This window comes from Campylobacter concisus, from assembly GCF_002165775.1.
Taxonomy (GTDB): domain Bacteria; phylum Campylobacterota; class Campylobacteria; order Campylobacterales; family Campylobacteraceae; genus Campylobacter_A; species Campylobacter_A concisus_E.
Genome location: NZ_NDYP01000003.1, coordinates 127,474 through 141,427 on the forward strand (window position 1 = coordinate 127,474; position 13,954 = coordinate 141,427).

A 13,954-nucleotide genomic window follows, 5' to 3' on the forward strand; every position below is an offset into this window, starting at 1 on the left:
AATCCTTTTTAAAGATGTTGCAGATAATATCGGATAAATTTAGAAAGTATTTAGGTTTATAATGGTGCCCGAGGTCGGACTCGAACCGACACAAGGTTGCCCTTACCAGATTTTGAGTCTGGCGCGTCTACCAGTTTCACCACTCGGGCTAAAGTTAAGATTGAAAATTAATTTTTGTATGAGAGGAAAAAGGGGAGAGTTGCTCCCCAAAAAAGAAATTATTTCTTTTTACCTTTTTTAGCAGCACCAGCAGCAACTGCTTCTTTAAGTTTTTTGCCAACTTTGAATTTAACTGCTTTGCTAGCAGGAACGTCGATAACTTTTTTAGTTCCAGGAACTCTAGCTTTTCTTGCAGCTCTGTCAGCAGTACCGAAAGTACCAAAGCCTATAAAGCTAATTGTATCGCCTTTTTCAAGAACTGCTTGGATTGTCTCCAAAGTAGCATCAACAACTTTTAGAGTATCTTTTTTTGAAAGACCAGCCTTATCGGCAACAGCTTGAATAAATTCAGCTTTTTTCATGAACCATCCTTTTAAGAAGTTATATGACTATATTACACTCTTTTAAAAAAAAATACAATACTTTTTCCCCAAATTTAGCTCTTTTTTTATATTTTTTTAACAAAAAAGCTAATTTTTAAACCTTTACTCGCAAATTTCAAACATAAGCTCGGTCTTTAGCCCAATCTTTTTCATATCAATAAGCTTTAAATTTTTAAAATTTAAGCTCATTAGTTCATCTTTATTTTTTATAAGCTTATTTGCTATCTGGCGTAAGACTTCACCTCTATATGCTTTTGCGTGATGACTCACTATTTTTTTATTTTTTACAAAACAAAAAGTTATGTATTCTTTTTTTATAGTGTAAAATTTTTCATAAAATTTAGCCCTAAGATCCAAAATATCAGCATCTTTTAAAAACTCATCGATAGATTGACTAAAATTTTTTTCATAAAATTTTGAAATTTCAAAGCCATCTAGCTTTTCGCCTTGCTTTAGTTTGTATTCTGGTATCTCATCTTTTGCTAAGATAGGCCCAAATAAATTTGAAAATATTAAAACATTATTATCTATATATTTTTGCGCCTCATTGTCTAAACCACGATAGTTTAGATGTTTATAAGCTACGCCATCATATCTTAAGATGGCTTTTATGCTGCCTTTTTGAGATAGGCTTTCTCGCAACTGCTTGCTCTCTTCAAGCTCTTTTAGCCCAAAAAGCTTTTTTATATCGTCTAAATTTGCGTTTTTTAAAAACTCATCGTATCTGTTTAAAATTTCAACTCTTTTGTCAAAAAGTTCTGGAAATATCAAATCCCTACCATTAAATTTATTATTCGTATTTAGAGAAATTTTACTTTCGCTTGGAGAAAAGAGAATTTTTAATGCCATTGTTCTTACCTATTTTTATATGTAAATTTTTGTTGGATTATACAATAAACTTTTTATGCTAAAAAAAATCAAATTTCTACCGATATAAAAACAAGCGGAATCATTTTTGCTTAGAGTGAATAAAAATTTAGGAAAAAATTATGAGAATAACAAACCAACTACGTTTTAGTCAGACTTTGCATGACTACCAAAAAAATATGACCGGTGTAAATAAAAGCTATAAGCAGCTCTCAAATGGTTTGAAAATTCAAGATCCATACGATGGTGCTGCGACTTATAATGATGCGATGAGGCTTGATTATGAAGCGACTACTCTCACTCAAGTAGTTGATGCCACTGGTAAATCTGTAAATTTCTCAAAAAATACAGATAATGCATTGCAAGAGTTTGAAAAACAGCTTGAAAATTTTAAGACAAAAGTAGTCCAAGCAGCTAGCAGCGTGCATAGTAAGACATCGCTAGAGGCTTTAGCAAATGATCTTCAAGGTATAAAAAATCACCTTGTGAATATTGCAAACACTTCGGTTAATGGGCAGTTTTTGTTTTCTGGAAGCGCTGTTGATACAAAGCCAATAGATGGTGCAGGAAAGTATCAAGGTAACCGTGATTATATGAAAACATCAGCTGGCGCTCAGGTTGAGCTTCCTTACAATATCCCAGGATATGATCTATTTTTAGGAAAAGATGGTGATTACAGTAAAATTTTGACTACAAATGTTCGTTTGGCTGATCAAACTAGAACCGACATCTCTTATGCGCCAAAATTTCTAAACGATAACAGCAAGATAAAAAATATGATCGGGCTAAATTACGCTAGTGATTCAGTGGTTAGAAGTGATGGCTCTTACAATGGCACAATAAATCCAGATTATGATTTTTTAGATAATTCAAATGTAAATTTTCCGGACACGTATTTTTTTATGCAAGGCAAAAAGCCAGATGGCACGACATTTACTAGTAAATTTAAGATGAGTGCAAATACAACAATGGCTGGACTTATGGAAAAAATCGGTATGGAATTTGGCAATACAAAAACAACAAAGGTTGTTGATGTAAGCATAAATAACGATGGACAATTTAATATAAAAGATCTTACTAAAGGTAATCAAACTATTGACTTTCATATGGTTGCAGCCACATCAGTAGCACCAAATCGCGGTGCAATCGCTCAAAACAACGCGCTTGATGCAGTAAATTCCCTTGAAGATCTTGAAACAATGGCAAATAACGTTCCAAAAACGGTTCATATCACTGAGTTTGTAAAGAGCAAATATACAGATAAAGATGGAAATGCGACAAATGCATTTGACTATGATAAGGTTAGATTTGAGAGAAAAGATAATGAGCTAATCGCAAATTTACCTCAAGTAGCTAGAAGAACGGGCGAATATGCAACAGATCAGACAAAGCTAAGCGAAGTTTCTGGTACAAAAGAGAGCTACGATAGAAATTTATATCCAAAAGATGTTGATGCTAGAAAGAGAGAACTTTTTAATATCGACGACCAAGAGATAAATTTACAAGTAAAGTCAATCACCGGTACAAAATATGACATAAAGGTAAAAATGGGCACAGCAGGAGGCACAAATACTCCAGTGCAATTTGAAATAACATCTACACCACCAGGTGGCACGCCTTCTGCAACTAGAACTTTAACAGTCTATAACTCAGATGAGTTTGGAAGTTACAGAACTTATGCTAGCGATTTTACTTATAGGCAGCTCATGGATATCGTTGCTATGGCAGCAAGTGATAATATCCCAAACCCTCCACATGCAGAAAACGCAAATTTTGATACAGATATAGAAAAGGTAAAAAGAGATCAAAACTATAATGCCTATAAAGAGGCTTTATCAAAAACGAAGGGTGCGGTAGAGACAACTTTAGATGATAAAGGCAGAATGGTTTTAACTGATAAGACAAAATCAGTAACAAACATAGAAGTAACTATGCATGATGCAAAAAATAGCGATAAATTTGATGGCGATAGCACTGGTAGAGATACAGCTGGTAATGCTGGCCACCCTCAAGGAAAAGGTTCTGTCTTTAGCTTTAATGAAAATAATGCCTTAACTATTGATGAGCCAAGTACGAGCGTTTTTCAAGACCTTGATAATATGATCGAAGCTGTTAGAAAGGGATATTATAGAGCTGATGCAAATAGCAATGACCCACGAAATACCGGCATGCAAGGCGCATTACAAAGGCTTGATCATTTAATAGATCATGCAAATAAAGAGCTTACAAAGATCGGCTCTCAATCAAAACTTTTAACAGCCACAAAAGAGCGAGCCGAAGTAATGAAAGTGAATGTGCAAACTGTTAAAAATGATGTAATTGATGCGGACTATGCAGAGTCATATCTGAAATTTACGCAGCTTTCACTATCTTATCAAGCAACCCTACAAGCAAGTGCAAAGATAAATCAACTAAGCTTGCTAAATTATTTAAATTAAAATTTAAATCAGCAGGCCGCGCCTAGCTTGCTGATTTTTTAAAATTAAACTCAAGCGTGCTATAATAAGCCTTTTTATAAAGGATCTAAAATTTTACGACATATTTTATTTACAATTTTTGTTTGCATTTTTATATATTTTGGTATCGCTACAGCTGCTCCAACTGCTGATTTTGTTGGCTCGCTTGGACAAAGCCTTGGTATTTTAAATATCAAATATTTTGGACTTATTGCATATGTTTATCCATTTTTATTGATCATTTTGGGCTATTTTGTCTATAAAAATTTTAAGAAATTTGACTTTGATTTTGCTCAGTTTTTGGTAGGAATTTTTCTCTTTTTTATAGCTTTTTTGATGTTTCAAGCCTTGAGTGCTTCAAGTGTAAATGGCGGTATAATTGGAAATTTTATAGTTAGTGCCTTAAAAGAGGTGATCGGTTCTATCGGCACTGCGGTTGCTATACTTATGATGTTTATTATCTCACTTGGGCTTGCTTTTAGGGAAAATTTTATCATTGTTTTAAGAAAGGCGTTTGTGGATAAAGAGATAAAAGTCCATGAAGAGAGAAATTTAAAAGAGATAAAACAAAAACAACTTCCAAAAATCGAACGCAAAAGACAAAAGAATAATGATATAAAAGAAGAAGAGCTTATAGAAGCTCAGGTGCTAAATGATGATGAACAGAATTTAGATGAAGAGCTAGAGCCTGAGCCAGAAATAGAGAGTAGGGCCTCAACTATAAACGGAGTTGAAATTTTAAATGAAGTGGCTGAGAATAAGAAGCTGCTTGATCAAATAGAACGAGGCAATGTTGAAAAGCCAAAGAATTTTGTCTTACCACCGCTTAAATTTTTAAACGATCCGCCAAAACGCTCGCATAGTGTCAATGAAACGGAAATCGATCAGCAAATTTCTAATTTGCTTGATAAACTCCGTAAGTTTAAAATAGACGGCGATGTGGTTAGAACTTATACTGGGCCTATCGTCACGACATTTGAGTTTCGTCCAGCTCCACATATCAAGGTAAGTAAAATTTTGACCCTACAAGATGACCTAGCGATGGCATTAAAGGCTCAAACGATCCGTATCCAAGCACCAATCCCTGGCAAAGATGTCGTAGGCATTGAGGTGCCAAATCAAAATTTAGAAACTATATATCTAAAAGAAATTTTAGAGAGCGAGATATTTAAAAACGCTAGTAGCCCGCTAACCATGGCGCTTGGCAAGGATATCGTTGGTGCTCCTTTTGTGACAGACCTTAAAAAGCTCCCTCATTTGCTAATCGCCGGAACTACAGGATCTGGCAAAAGTGTGGGTATAAACGCGATGCTTTTAAGCTTGCTTTATAGAAATAGCCCGCAAACTTTGCGTCTAATGATGATCGATCCAAAAATGCTTGAATTTAGCATATATAACGATATTCCGCACCTTTTGACACCGGTCATTACAGAGGCTAAAAAAGCGATCACTGCACTTGCCAATATGGTCGCTGAGATGGAGCGAAGATATAAGATAATGAGCCAAACTCGTACTAAAAATATAGAGAGCTACAATGAAAAGATGAAAGAGGAGGGCGGCGAGCAGTTCCCATACATCGTTGTGATCATTGATGAGCTTGCTGATCTCATGATGACTAGTGGCAAGGATGTGGAGCTTTATATCGGCCGCCTAGCACAGATGGCAAGGGCTAGTGGCATACACTTGATAGTGGCAACCCAGCGCCCAAGTGTTGATGTCGTGACTGGCCTTATAAAGGCAAATTTACCAAGCAGGATAAGCTATAGAGTAGGGCAGAGGATCGATAGCAAGGTCATCCTTGATCAAATGGGAGCTGAGAGCTTGCTCGGACGCGGAGATATGTTATTTACACCTCCTGGAAGTCCTGGTGTGATCAGACTTCATGCACCATTTGCTAGCGAGAAAGAGATAGAAACGGTTGTAAATTTCTTAAAAGAGCAACAAGATGTAGTTTATGATGAGAAATTTTTAATAGAAGAAGGCACAAGCGGAAGTGTGGCCGCTGGTACTTTAGGAGAAGATGAGCTTGACGAGCTTTACGAAGAGGCTAAAGAGATCATTTTAAGTGAGCAAAAAACGTCAATAAGCTATCTGCAAAGACGTTTAAAAATAGGTTACAACAAAGCTGCAAACATAATAGAGCAAATGGAAAAAATGGGTGTTTTAAGTCCAGTGAATGCAAAAGGACAAAGAGAAATTTTATAGCTAAAGTCATAAATTATTTTAATTTTAGAATTTTAATTTTTATTAAAATTCTAAAAAGTCTTGACAAAGCACATTAAAATCTATATAATTACAACTCTTAAAAACATTGGGGTATCGCCAAGCGGTAAGGCAACTGGTTTTGGTCCAGTCATTCAGAGGTTCGAATCCTCTTACCCCATCCACTTTTTAAATCCAAAATAATACTTATCGCGGAGTAGAGCAGTGGTAGCTCGTCGGGCTCATAACCCGAAGGTCGGCGGTTCAAATCCGTCCTCCGCAACCAAATGCCCATTACTTTTACCGTCTTTTAACTAAGCACCAACTCCCACACCATCACGTATATCATCGACATTGAGATGAACGTAGTGTAAGCTACTCTTAATATCCGTATGACCCATAAAAGCCATCAGTTTATGAGCATTAAATCCCTTCAAACTCACTAACCTAGAAGCTACTGTATGGCGTAATACGTATAGTCCGTGAGTGTTATTTTCTCCCTTATATCCTAGATGGTTTCTTACAGCCCACCACATACGATTTGCTGTATCGTGATTTAGATGAGTTATGGGGCACTTGTTTAAGGGTAGGTCTTTGCAGTTATCATAAGCACCTTGAGATACCCAGTAGTAAGCCATACGAAGCACTTGGTCGTCTTTTGTTTTAGTAAAGAGTTTGCGTGCCTCTATTTTACTTACGCTTTTAGCTATTTCTAAGCGCTGTTTTATGACTTTGAAGACTAGAATAGTTTTGTTTTAATATGTAAAAAGAAAGATTAGTAAAAATAGGTTTCATAACTTTTAAATATAAAAAGAGAAATTCTCACCTAGTATTATTTTATGGATTATTAGTATAAATTTAAAATGTAGGAGGGGCTAATGCCCCTAATTATTATTTTAAAGTTTGGATGTATTCAGCTACTGCTTTTGCATCTTCGTCGCTCATTGGAGTAGCGATTGGTTTCATCATAGCGCCAAGACCAAATTTATTTGCTCCTGTTTTATAACCCTTTAGTGCCTCTTCGATAGCTGCTGCATCAAGAGATGTTAAAGCTGGAACTTTATTATTAAACATTTTTTCAGCTTTTGCACCATGACAGGCGATGCATTTTTTGTATATAGCAGCACCATCTGCAGCAAAGGCAGCAGTTGAAAGTAGAGCCGCAACGCTAGAAACAATTAGTAATTTTTTCATTTTTCATCCTTTGTAAAAAAGTTTGTGCATTATAGTACAAAAAGGTAAATTCGCAAGAAGCTAGTTAAATTATTTTGGCTATAATCACCAAATGAATAAAAATGAGCCTATTAAAGCACTTTTTCTAGATCGAGACGGCGTAATAAATGAAGATGCTGGATATGTTTACGAGATAAAAGATTTTAAATTTATCGATGGCATTTTTGATGCGTTAAGAGAATTTACTGGTGCTGGCTACAAGCTCTTTGTCGTGACAAATCAATCAGGTATCGGAAGAGGCTACTACACGCAGGAGCAGTTTGATGCTCTAAACAAATTTATGCTAGAAATTTTCAAAAAAGAGCAAATTCTTATCACCAAAGTCTATTTTTGCCCGCACGCTCCAGAGGTGGATTGCGCTTGTAGAAAACCAAATCCAAAAATGATACTTGATGCTTGCAAAGAGTTTAACATAGACCTTAAAAACTCGCTAATGATAGGAGATAAACCAAGCGATGTCGAAGCTGGCAAAAGAGCAGGTGTTGGTAGAAATTTCTTGCTTGATGGCATAAATTTTAAAGATGTAAAAGATGTTTTAAATAAGCTAAAAAAGGAAAAATCACTATGAATTTAAACGGAAAAAAGATAGTTATAACTGGCGGCGCTGGCTTTATCGGCTCAGCTTTGGCACATTATTTTGATGAAAATTACAAAGACGCTCATGTGCTTGTCGTGGATAAATTTAGAAACGACGAGACATTTAGTAATGGCAACTTAAAGAGCTTTGGCCATTTTAAAAATTTACTTGGATTTAAGGGTGAAATTTATGCTGGCGACATTAATGATGAGAGTACGCTTGAGAAGATAAAAAACTTTCGCCCAGACGTCATCTATCACGAAGCAGCGATCTCTGACACCACTGTAAAAGAGCAAGACGAGCTAATAAAAACAAATGTAAATGCCTTTGTAAATTTGCTTGATATCTGCGAGAGTTTGGGCGCAAAGATGATCTACGCTAGCTCAGGGGCGACTTATGGCAACGCAAAGAGCCCACAAACCGTTGGTGAGTGCGAGGCGCCAAATAACGTCTATGGCTTTAGCAAACTAAGCATGGATAATATCAATAAAATTTATGCAAAGCGCGGCGTGAGCGTGGTTGGACTGAGGTATTTTAACGTCTTTGGCAAGGGCGAGTTTTTCAAAAACAAAACCGCCTCGATGGTGCTTCAGTTTGGCCTACAAATTTTAGCTGGCAAGACCCCAAGACTCTTTGAGGGCAGCGATCAGATCAAAAGAGATTTCGTCTATATAAAAGATATCATTGACGCAAACATAAAAGCACTTGATGCACCAAGTGGCGTCTATAACGCAGCTACTGGCAAGGCAAGGAGCTTTCAAGATATCGCTGACATTTTGCAGCGCGAGATTGGCGTAAATTTAGGCAACGAATACATAAAAAACCCATTTATTGGCTCATATCAGTTTCACACAGAGGCCGATGTCGCCCCAGCTCGCGAGGCATTTGGCTTTAGCGCTACTTGGAGCTTGGAAGATGCGATAAAAGACTACTTACCAGAGATAAAGAGAATTTATAAGGAAGAGATAAATGGCTAAGAGAGTTAAAATTTTAGTCGTTGGCGATCTCATGTTGGACCACTATATCTGGGGTAGCTGCGACCGTATCTCGCCAGAAGCGCCAGTGCAAGTTGTAAAGATAAATAACGAAAGCTACACGCTTGGTGGCGCTGGCAACGTGGTAAGAAATTTACTCTCCCTTGGCGCAAATGTGAGCGTGGCTAGCGTCTTAGGCGATGATGAAGCTGGCAAAAAGATAAAAGAGAAGCTTGCTGAGCTAAATGTAAAAGATGAGCTGATCCTTACTGAAAAAGAACGTGAAAGCTCGATAAAAAGCCGTATCATGGCATCGCACCAGCAAGTTGTCAGGATTGATAAAGAGAGCGTTGTCAAGATAAATTTAGAAGATGATCTCGTCTCAAAAGTCAAAGAAAATCTTGCAAATTTCAAGGCTGTCTTGCTAAGTGACTACGGCAAGGGCGTGCTTAGCGAGAAGGTCTGCCAAGAGATCATAAACGAGTGCGTGAGGCTAAAGATCCCAGTGCTCATAGACCCAAAAGGCAGCGACTACTCAAAGTATAAAAACGCGACCCTTCTAACGCCAAATAAAAAAGAGGCGAGCGAGGCTACAAATTTAAAGATAAAAGACAAGGCTGAGCTTGAAAAGGCGATAAAACAGCTAAAAGACGAGCTAAATTTGACCTATTCGCTCATCACGATCTCGGAAGAGGGCATCGCGCTATATGATGACAGGTTGCATATCTTTGCTGCCAAAGCAAAAGAGGTATTTGATGTCACTGGTGCTGGAGATACGGTACTGGCTACACTTGGCTACATGCTAGCAAACGGGGCTGATATAAAAGAGGCGATAAAGATAGCAAACCTTGCAGCAGCCGTCGTCGTGGCAAAGATAGGCAGCGCAACAGCTAGTTTTAGCGAGATCGAGCAGCTACTAAATAGCTCATTTGGGGCAAATTTCGAGCACAAGCTTAAAAGCGTTGAGGAGCTAGAAGAAATTTTGAGCCAAAAGGGCAAGAAAAAGGTCGTTTTCACAAATGGCTGCTTTGATATCTTGCACGCTGGGCACGTAAAATACCTAGCCCGTGCAAGAGAGCTTGGCGATCTTTTGGTTGTCGGGCTAAATTCTGACGCTTCAGTTAAGAGGCTAAAAGGCGAGGCAAGACCTATAAACTCACAAGATGATAGAGCCTGCGTGCTAAGTGGGCTTGGGTTTGTCGATTATGTCGTGATATTTGACGAGGATACGCCATTAAATTTGATAACAAAGATAAAGCCTGACGTGCTTGTAAAAGGGGCTGATTACAAAGGCAAAGAGGTTGTTGGCAGCGAGATCGTAAAAGAGGTCAGGCTGATTGACTTTGTCGAGGGCAAAAGCACAACAGGGATAATAAAAAGGATAAAAGATGCTAAAAACAGTGATAAAAAATGAGCTCGAGGCTCACCAAAAGACCTTTAGCGAGCATGTAAATTTACTTGATAGCCTAGAGCGCGCTTGCCGGATGGTAGCTGATACGCTAAAAAATGGCAAAAAGGTGCTGATATGTGGCAATGGTGGCTCTGCGGCGGATGCTCAGCACTTTGCGGCTGAGCTAACTGGTAGATATAAAAGTGAGCGTCAAGCACTCCTAGGCATCGCGCTAACTACCGACACTTCGGCACTTACGGCCATTGGCAATGACTACGGCTTTGACTATGTCTTTTCACGTCAGTTTGAGGCCTTAGCTCAGTCTGGCGACTTACTGGTGGCGATCTCAACAAGCGGCAACAGCAAAAATGTCCTTGAAGCTATAAAAAGTGCCAAGAAAATGGGCGTATCAGTGCTTGGGCTTAGCGGCAAAGGAGGTGGCGCTATGAATGAGGATTGTGATCTAAATTTAGTCGTTAGCTCAAGCGATACCGCAAGAATCCAAGAGTCGCACATCTTTTTCATTCACACAATTTGCCAGGCTGTAGATGAGGCTTTTAGGGGCTAAAATGCAAGAAGCGATGGATAAATTTTTAAAAGAGCCTAACCAACAAAATGAGATAAATTTGATAGTGGCTTTAAAAAAGGCTAGCTTTTTTGCTCCGGTGCTTTTAAACCAAGCGCTAGCAAAGCCTGATGGCGGCGTTGTTTATGAAGAAGAAGGCTCAAATATCAAATTTATTCTGCTTGAAGATGAGGGTGAGAAGCTTAGCTATTTTCCAGCATTTACTAGCAAAGAGGCGATGAAGCTTTGGCGAAACGACAGCGAGCAAGAGAGCATTGAGATAGGCCTAAAAGAGTATCTTGCGATGCTAAAAGAGAGTAGCTACGCTGGTGTCGTGATAGATGCTTTTAGCTATGATTTTATTCTTAAAAAAGAGCAGATAGTAAGAATTTTAGACTAAAATTTTCATCGCACTATTGCCAAAGTCGCTGATTTGCTATTTAGCAAGTTTTTATTAATTTTAAGCTAAAATCAACCAAGCTAAATTTAAGGAAAAAAATGAAAGACAATCTACTTGAATTAACCCAAGATATCGCGTCTGTTGATATCGAAGAGTCTATAAAAACTAGCTATCTTGACTACTCCATGAGCGTCATCGTCGGACGTGCCTTACCTGACGCTAGAGACGGATTAAAGCCAGTACATAGAAGAATTTTATACGCTATGGATAATCTTGGCGTTGGTAGCAGAAGTGCCTATATGAAGTCAGCTCGTATCGTCGGTGAAGTCATCGGTAAGTACCACCCACACGGTGACACAGCGGTTTATGATGCACTTGTTCGTATGGCTCAGAAATTTTCTATGCGTTATCCAGTCGTTGATGGACAAGGAAACTTTGGCTCGATTGACGGCGACAGCGCAGCTGCGATGCGTTATACAGAAGCTAGAATGACCATGCTTACTGAAGAGCTTTTAAAAGATATTGACAAAGACACGGTTGATTTTGTGCCAAACTACGATGATAGAGAGGTTGAACCAGATGTACTTCCAAGCCGTGTGCCAAATTTATTATTAAACGGCTCAAGCGGTATCGCGGTTGGTATGGCGACAAATATCCCGCCACACAGCCTTGATGAGCTAATAGACGGTCTTTTACTACTTCTTGAAAACAAAGAGGCGACACTTGAAGAGGTAATGGAATTTATAAAAGGTCCAGACTTCCCAACTGGCGGTATCATCTTTGGTAAAAAAGGCATCATAGAGGCCTACCGCACAGGTCGTGGTAGGGTCAAACTAAGAGCCAAAACTCACATAGAAAAAAAGCCAAATAAAGATGTCATAGTAATCGACGAGCTACCATATCAAACAAATAAAGCAAGGCTTATTGAGCAAATCGCTGAGCTTGTAAAAGATAAGCAGATAGAGGGCATTAGCGAGGTTAGAGATGAGTCTGATAAAGACGGCATTCGCGTAGTTATCGAGCTAAAACGCGACGCTATGAGCGACATCGTGCTAAACAATCTCTTTAAATCAACCACGATGGAGAGCACTTTTGGCGTTATTATGCTTGCTATTAATAACAAAGAGCCAAAGGTATTTAATCTTATCGAGCTACTTAAGCTATTTTTAAATCACAGAAAAACAGTTATCATTAGAAGGACGATATTTGAGCTTGAAAAAGCGCGCGCAAGAGCCCACATCTTAGAGGGCCTAAAGATCGCACTTGATAACATCGATGAGGTGATCGAGCTTATTAGAAATAGTGCCGATACAGCCGTTGCTAGAGAAGGCTTGATGAGTAAATTTAACCTCTCAGAGCTTCAGGCAAACGCTATCCTTGATATGCGCCTAAGTAAGCTTACAGGCCTAGAGAGAGAAAAACTAGAGGCTGAGCTGGCTGAGCTTATGGCTGAGATCGCAAGACTTGATGAAATTTTAAAGAGCGAGACATTGCTTGAAAATTTGATCAAAGAAGAGCTTTTAGAGATCAAAAATAAATTTAAAGTACCAAGAGTTACTGAGATCGTTGATGACTACGATGATATCGATATCGAAGACCTCATACCAAATGAAAATATGGTAGTAACCATAACTCACCGTGGCTACATCAAGCGTGTGCCAAGCAAGCAGTACGAGAAGCAAAAACGCGGTGGCAAGGGTAAAGTAGCGGTCACGACATACGACGATGACTTTATAGAGAGCTTCTTTACTTCAAATACTCACGATACGCTTATGTTTGTGACAGATCGCGGACAGCTTTACTGGTTAAAGGTCTACAAAATCCCAGAGGGAAGCCGCACGGCAAAGGGCAAAGCAGTTGTAAATTTGATCCAGTTGCAGCCTGACGAGAAGATCAAAGCGATCATTCCAACGACTGACTTTGACGAGAGTAAATCGTTAGCGTTCTTTACTAAAAATGGCATCGTGAAACGCACAAATTTAAGCGAGTTTAAAAATATCCGCTCAGTTGGTGTAAGAGCGATCAGTCTTGATGAGAATGACGAGCTGGTAACTGCGCTCATCGCTCAAACATACGATGATATACCTGTTACTGACCCTGAAAATGAGCTAAGCGTTGAGACCGAAGTACTTGAGATAGAAGAGATACAAAACGAGATCGATGAAGATAATGTAAATGCCGAGGAGGACGCAAACTTAAGTGATGAGACAATGCTATTTGTCGTTACTAAAAAGGGTATGTGCCTTAAATTTAAGATCAGCAAGGTTCGTCAAATGGGAAGAACTGCACGCGGCGTAACTGGTATTAAATTTAAAGAGCTAGGCGATGAGGTCGTAGGCGCAGCAGTCATCGAAAGCAATGACCAAGAAATTTTAAGCATATCTCAAAAAGGTATCGGCAAGCGCACAACTGCTGATGAGTACCGCTTGACAAATCGTGGCGGCAAAGGCGTCATCTGCATGAAACTAACAAGCAGAACAGGCGATCTAGTGGGCGTTGTGATGGTTGATGAAGAGCAAGATCTAATGGCTCTAACATCAAGCGGCAAGATGATAAGAGTTGATATGCAAAGCATCCGCAAAGCAGGACGTAATACAAGCGGCGTGATCGTCGTAAACGTAGATGGCGATGATGTTGTAAGTATCGCAAGATGCCCTAAGGCAGATGATGGCGAGGACGAGGACGAAGCACCAAGCGAAGATATGGGGCTTTTGGAATAAATTTTGCTATTAGATTTTAAATAAAAGC

General features: G+C 38.7%; 12 protein-coding genes and 3 tRNA genes. 10 read left to right on the forward strand and 5 right to left on the reverse strand.

Annotation, left to right across the window (positions count from 1 at the left end):
* Window positions 1–62 precede the first annotated feature (62 nt).
* The 3 genes from B9N66_RS03935 to B9N66_RS03945 form a co-directional block, all read right to left on the reverse strand.
* A tRNA-Leu gene (locus B9N66_RS03935) sits at window positions 63–149 on the reverse strand.
* Window positions 150–218: 69 nt separating this feature from the next.
* Entirely contained in the window at window positions 219–521 is a 303-nt protein-coding gene (locus tag B9N66_RS03940; RefSeq protein WP_012001719.1) for an HU family DNA-binding protein, read from the reverse strand.
* A gap of 123 nt (window positions 522–644) precedes the next feature.
* Window positions 645–1,391, reverse strand: a complete 747-nt coding sequence (locus tag B9N66_RS03945; protein WP_087579978.1) for a YaaA family protein — start codon at window positions 1,389–1,391, stop codon at window positions 645–647.
* Window positions 1,392–1,531: 140 nt separating this feature from the next.
* Here B9N66_RS03945 and flgL point away from each other — a divergent pair, with 140 nt between their 5' ends.
* From flgL to B9N66_RS03965, 4 genes are all read left to right on the forward strand, one after another.
* Window positions 1,532–3,847: a flagellar hook-associated protein FlgL gene (flgL, locus tag B9N66_RS03950; RefSeq protein ID WP_087579979.1), complete on the forward strand. Its 2,316-nt coding sequence runs from the start codon at window positions 1,532–1,534 to the stop codon at window positions 3,845–3,847.
* Between the two features lie 144 nt (window positions 3,848–3,991).
* On the forward strand, window positions 3,992–6,070 hold the full coding sequence (locus B9N66_RS03955) for an FtsK/SpoIIIE family DNA translocase (protein ID WP_374057420.1): 2,079 nt from the start codon (window positions 3,992–3,994) through the stop codon (window positions 6,068–6,070).
* Window positions 6,071–6,177: 107 nt separating this feature from the next.
* Window positions 6,178–6,252, forward strand: a tRNA-Gln gene (locus B9N66_RS03960).
* A 26-nt stretch (window positions 6,253–6,278) separates the two neighbouring features.
* Window positions 6,279–6,353 (forward strand) — tRNA-Met (locus B9N66_RS03965).
* A 28-nt stretch (window positions 6,354–6,381) separates the two neighbouring features.
* Here the strand turns inward: B9N66_RS03965 and B9N66_RS03970 are convergent.
* Together B9N66_RS03970 and B9N66_RS03975 are read right to left on the reverse strand one after the other, a co-directional pair.
* Entirely contained in the window at window positions 6,382–6,705 is a 324-nt protein-coding gene (locus B9N66_RS03970) for a tyrosine-type recombinase/integrase (protein WP_141083431.1), read from the reverse strand.
* Between the two features lie 253 nt (window positions 6,706–6,958).
* The gene (locus B9N66_RS03975; protein ID WP_072594134.1) at window positions 6,959–7,261 is read right to left on the reverse strand and encodes a c-type cytochrome; all 303 of its coding nucleotides are present in this window, start codon (window positions 7,259–7,261) and stop codon (window positions 6,959–6,961) included.
* A gap of 91 nt (window positions 7,262–7,352) precedes the next feature.
* Between B9N66_RS03975 and gmhB the strand changes: the two genes are divergently transcribed.
* The 6 genes from gmhB (at window position 7,353) to gyrA (ending at window position 13,926) form a co-directional block, all read left to right on the forward strand.
* Entirely contained in the window at window positions 7,353–7,868 is a 516-nt protein-coding gene (gene gmhB / locus B9N66_RS03980) for a D-glycero-beta-D-manno-heptose 1,7-bisphosphate 7-phosphatase (protein WP_087579982.1), read from the forward strand.
* Window positions 7,865–8,854 carry an ADP-glyceromanno-heptose 6-epimerase gene (gene rfaD / locus B9N66_RS03985; protein WP_087579983.1) on the forward strand — a complete coding sequence of 330 codons (990 nt, stop codon included), beginning with the start codon at window positions 7,865–7,867 and terminating at the stop codon, window positions 8,852–8,854. The genes gmhB and rfaD overlap by 4 nt, the downstream gene beginning before the upstream one ends.
* Window positions 8,847–10,265: a D-glycero-beta-D-manno-heptose-7-phosphate kinase gene (rfaE1, locus tag B9N66_RS03990; protein WP_087579984.1), complete on the forward strand. Its 1,419-nt coding sequence runs from the start codon at window positions 8,847–8,849 to the stop codon at window positions 10,263–10,265. The genes rfaD and rfaE1 overlap by 8 nt, the downstream gene beginning before the upstream one ends.
* Window positions 10,240–10,809: a D-sedoheptulose 7-phosphate isomerase gene (gene gmhA, locus B9N66_RS03995; RefSeq protein ID WP_087579985.1), complete on the forward strand. Its 570-nt coding sequence runs from the start codon at window positions 10,240–10,242 to the stop codon at window positions 10,807–10,809. The genes rfaE1 and gmhA overlap by 26 nt, the downstream gene beginning before the upstream one ends.
* Window position 10,810: 1 nt before the next feature.
* On the forward strand, window positions 10,811–11,206 hold the full coding sequence (locus B9N66_RS04000; protein WP_087579986.1) for an SseB family protein: 396 nt from the start codon (window positions 10,811–10,813) through the stop codon (window positions 11,204–11,206).
* Window positions 11,207–11,304: 98 nt separating this feature from the next.
* On the forward strand, window positions 11,305–13,926 hold the full coding sequence (gyrA, locus tag B9N66_RS04005) for a DNA gyrase subunit A (RefSeq protein WP_087579987.1): 2,622 nt from the start codon (window positions 11,305–11,307) through the stop codon (window positions 13,924–13,926).
* Window positions 13,927–13,954: the final 28 nt, after the last annotated feature.

Excerpts from the sequence above, each read along its gene's own strand:
- B9N66_RS04000 (WP_087579986.1), top strand. The coding sequence starts at position 10,811 with ATGCAAGAAGCGATGGATAAATTTTTAAAAGAGCCTAACCAACAAAAT.
- B9N66_RS03945 (WP_087579978.1), bottom strand. The coding sequence starts at position 1,391 with ATGGCATTAAAAATTCTCTTTTCTCCAAGCGAAAGTAAAATTTCTCTA.
- gyrA (WP_087579987.1), top strand. The coding sequence starts at position 11,305 with ATGAAAGACAATCTACTTGAATTAACCCAAGATATCGCGTCTGTTGAT.
- flgL (WP_087579979.1), top strand. The coding sequence starts at position 1,532 with ATGAGAATAACAAACCAACTACGTTTTAGTCAGACTTTGCATGACTAC.
- gmhA (WP_087579985.1), top strand. The coding sequence starts at position 10,240 with ATGCTAAAAACAGTGATAAAAAATGAGCTCGAGGCTCACCAAAAGACC.
- B9N66_RS03940 (WP_012001719.1), bottom strand. The coding sequence starts at position 521 with ATGAAAAAAGCTGAATTTATTCAAGCTGTTGCCGATAAGGCTGGTCTT.
- rfaE1 (WP_087579984.1), top strand. The coding sequence starts at position 8,847 with ATGGCTAAGAGAGTTAAAATTTTAGTCGTTGGCGATCTCATGTTGGAC.
- B9N66_RS03970 (WP_141083431.1), bottom strand. The coding sequence starts at position 6,705 with ATGGCTTACTACTGGGTATCTCAAGGTGCTTATGATAACTGCAAAGAC.
- B9N66_RS03975 (WP_072594134.1), bottom strand. The coding sequence starts at position 7,261 with ATGAAAAAATTACTAATTGTTTCTAGCGTTGCGGCTCTACTTTCAACT.
- gmhB (WP_087579982.1), top strand. The coding sequence starts at position 7,353 with ATGAATAAAAATGAGCCTATTAAAGCACTTTTTCTAGATCGAGACGGC.
- rfaD (WP_087579983.1), top strand. The coding sequence starts at position 7,865 with ATGAATTTAAACGGAAAAAAGATAGTTATAACTGGCGGCGCTGGCTTT.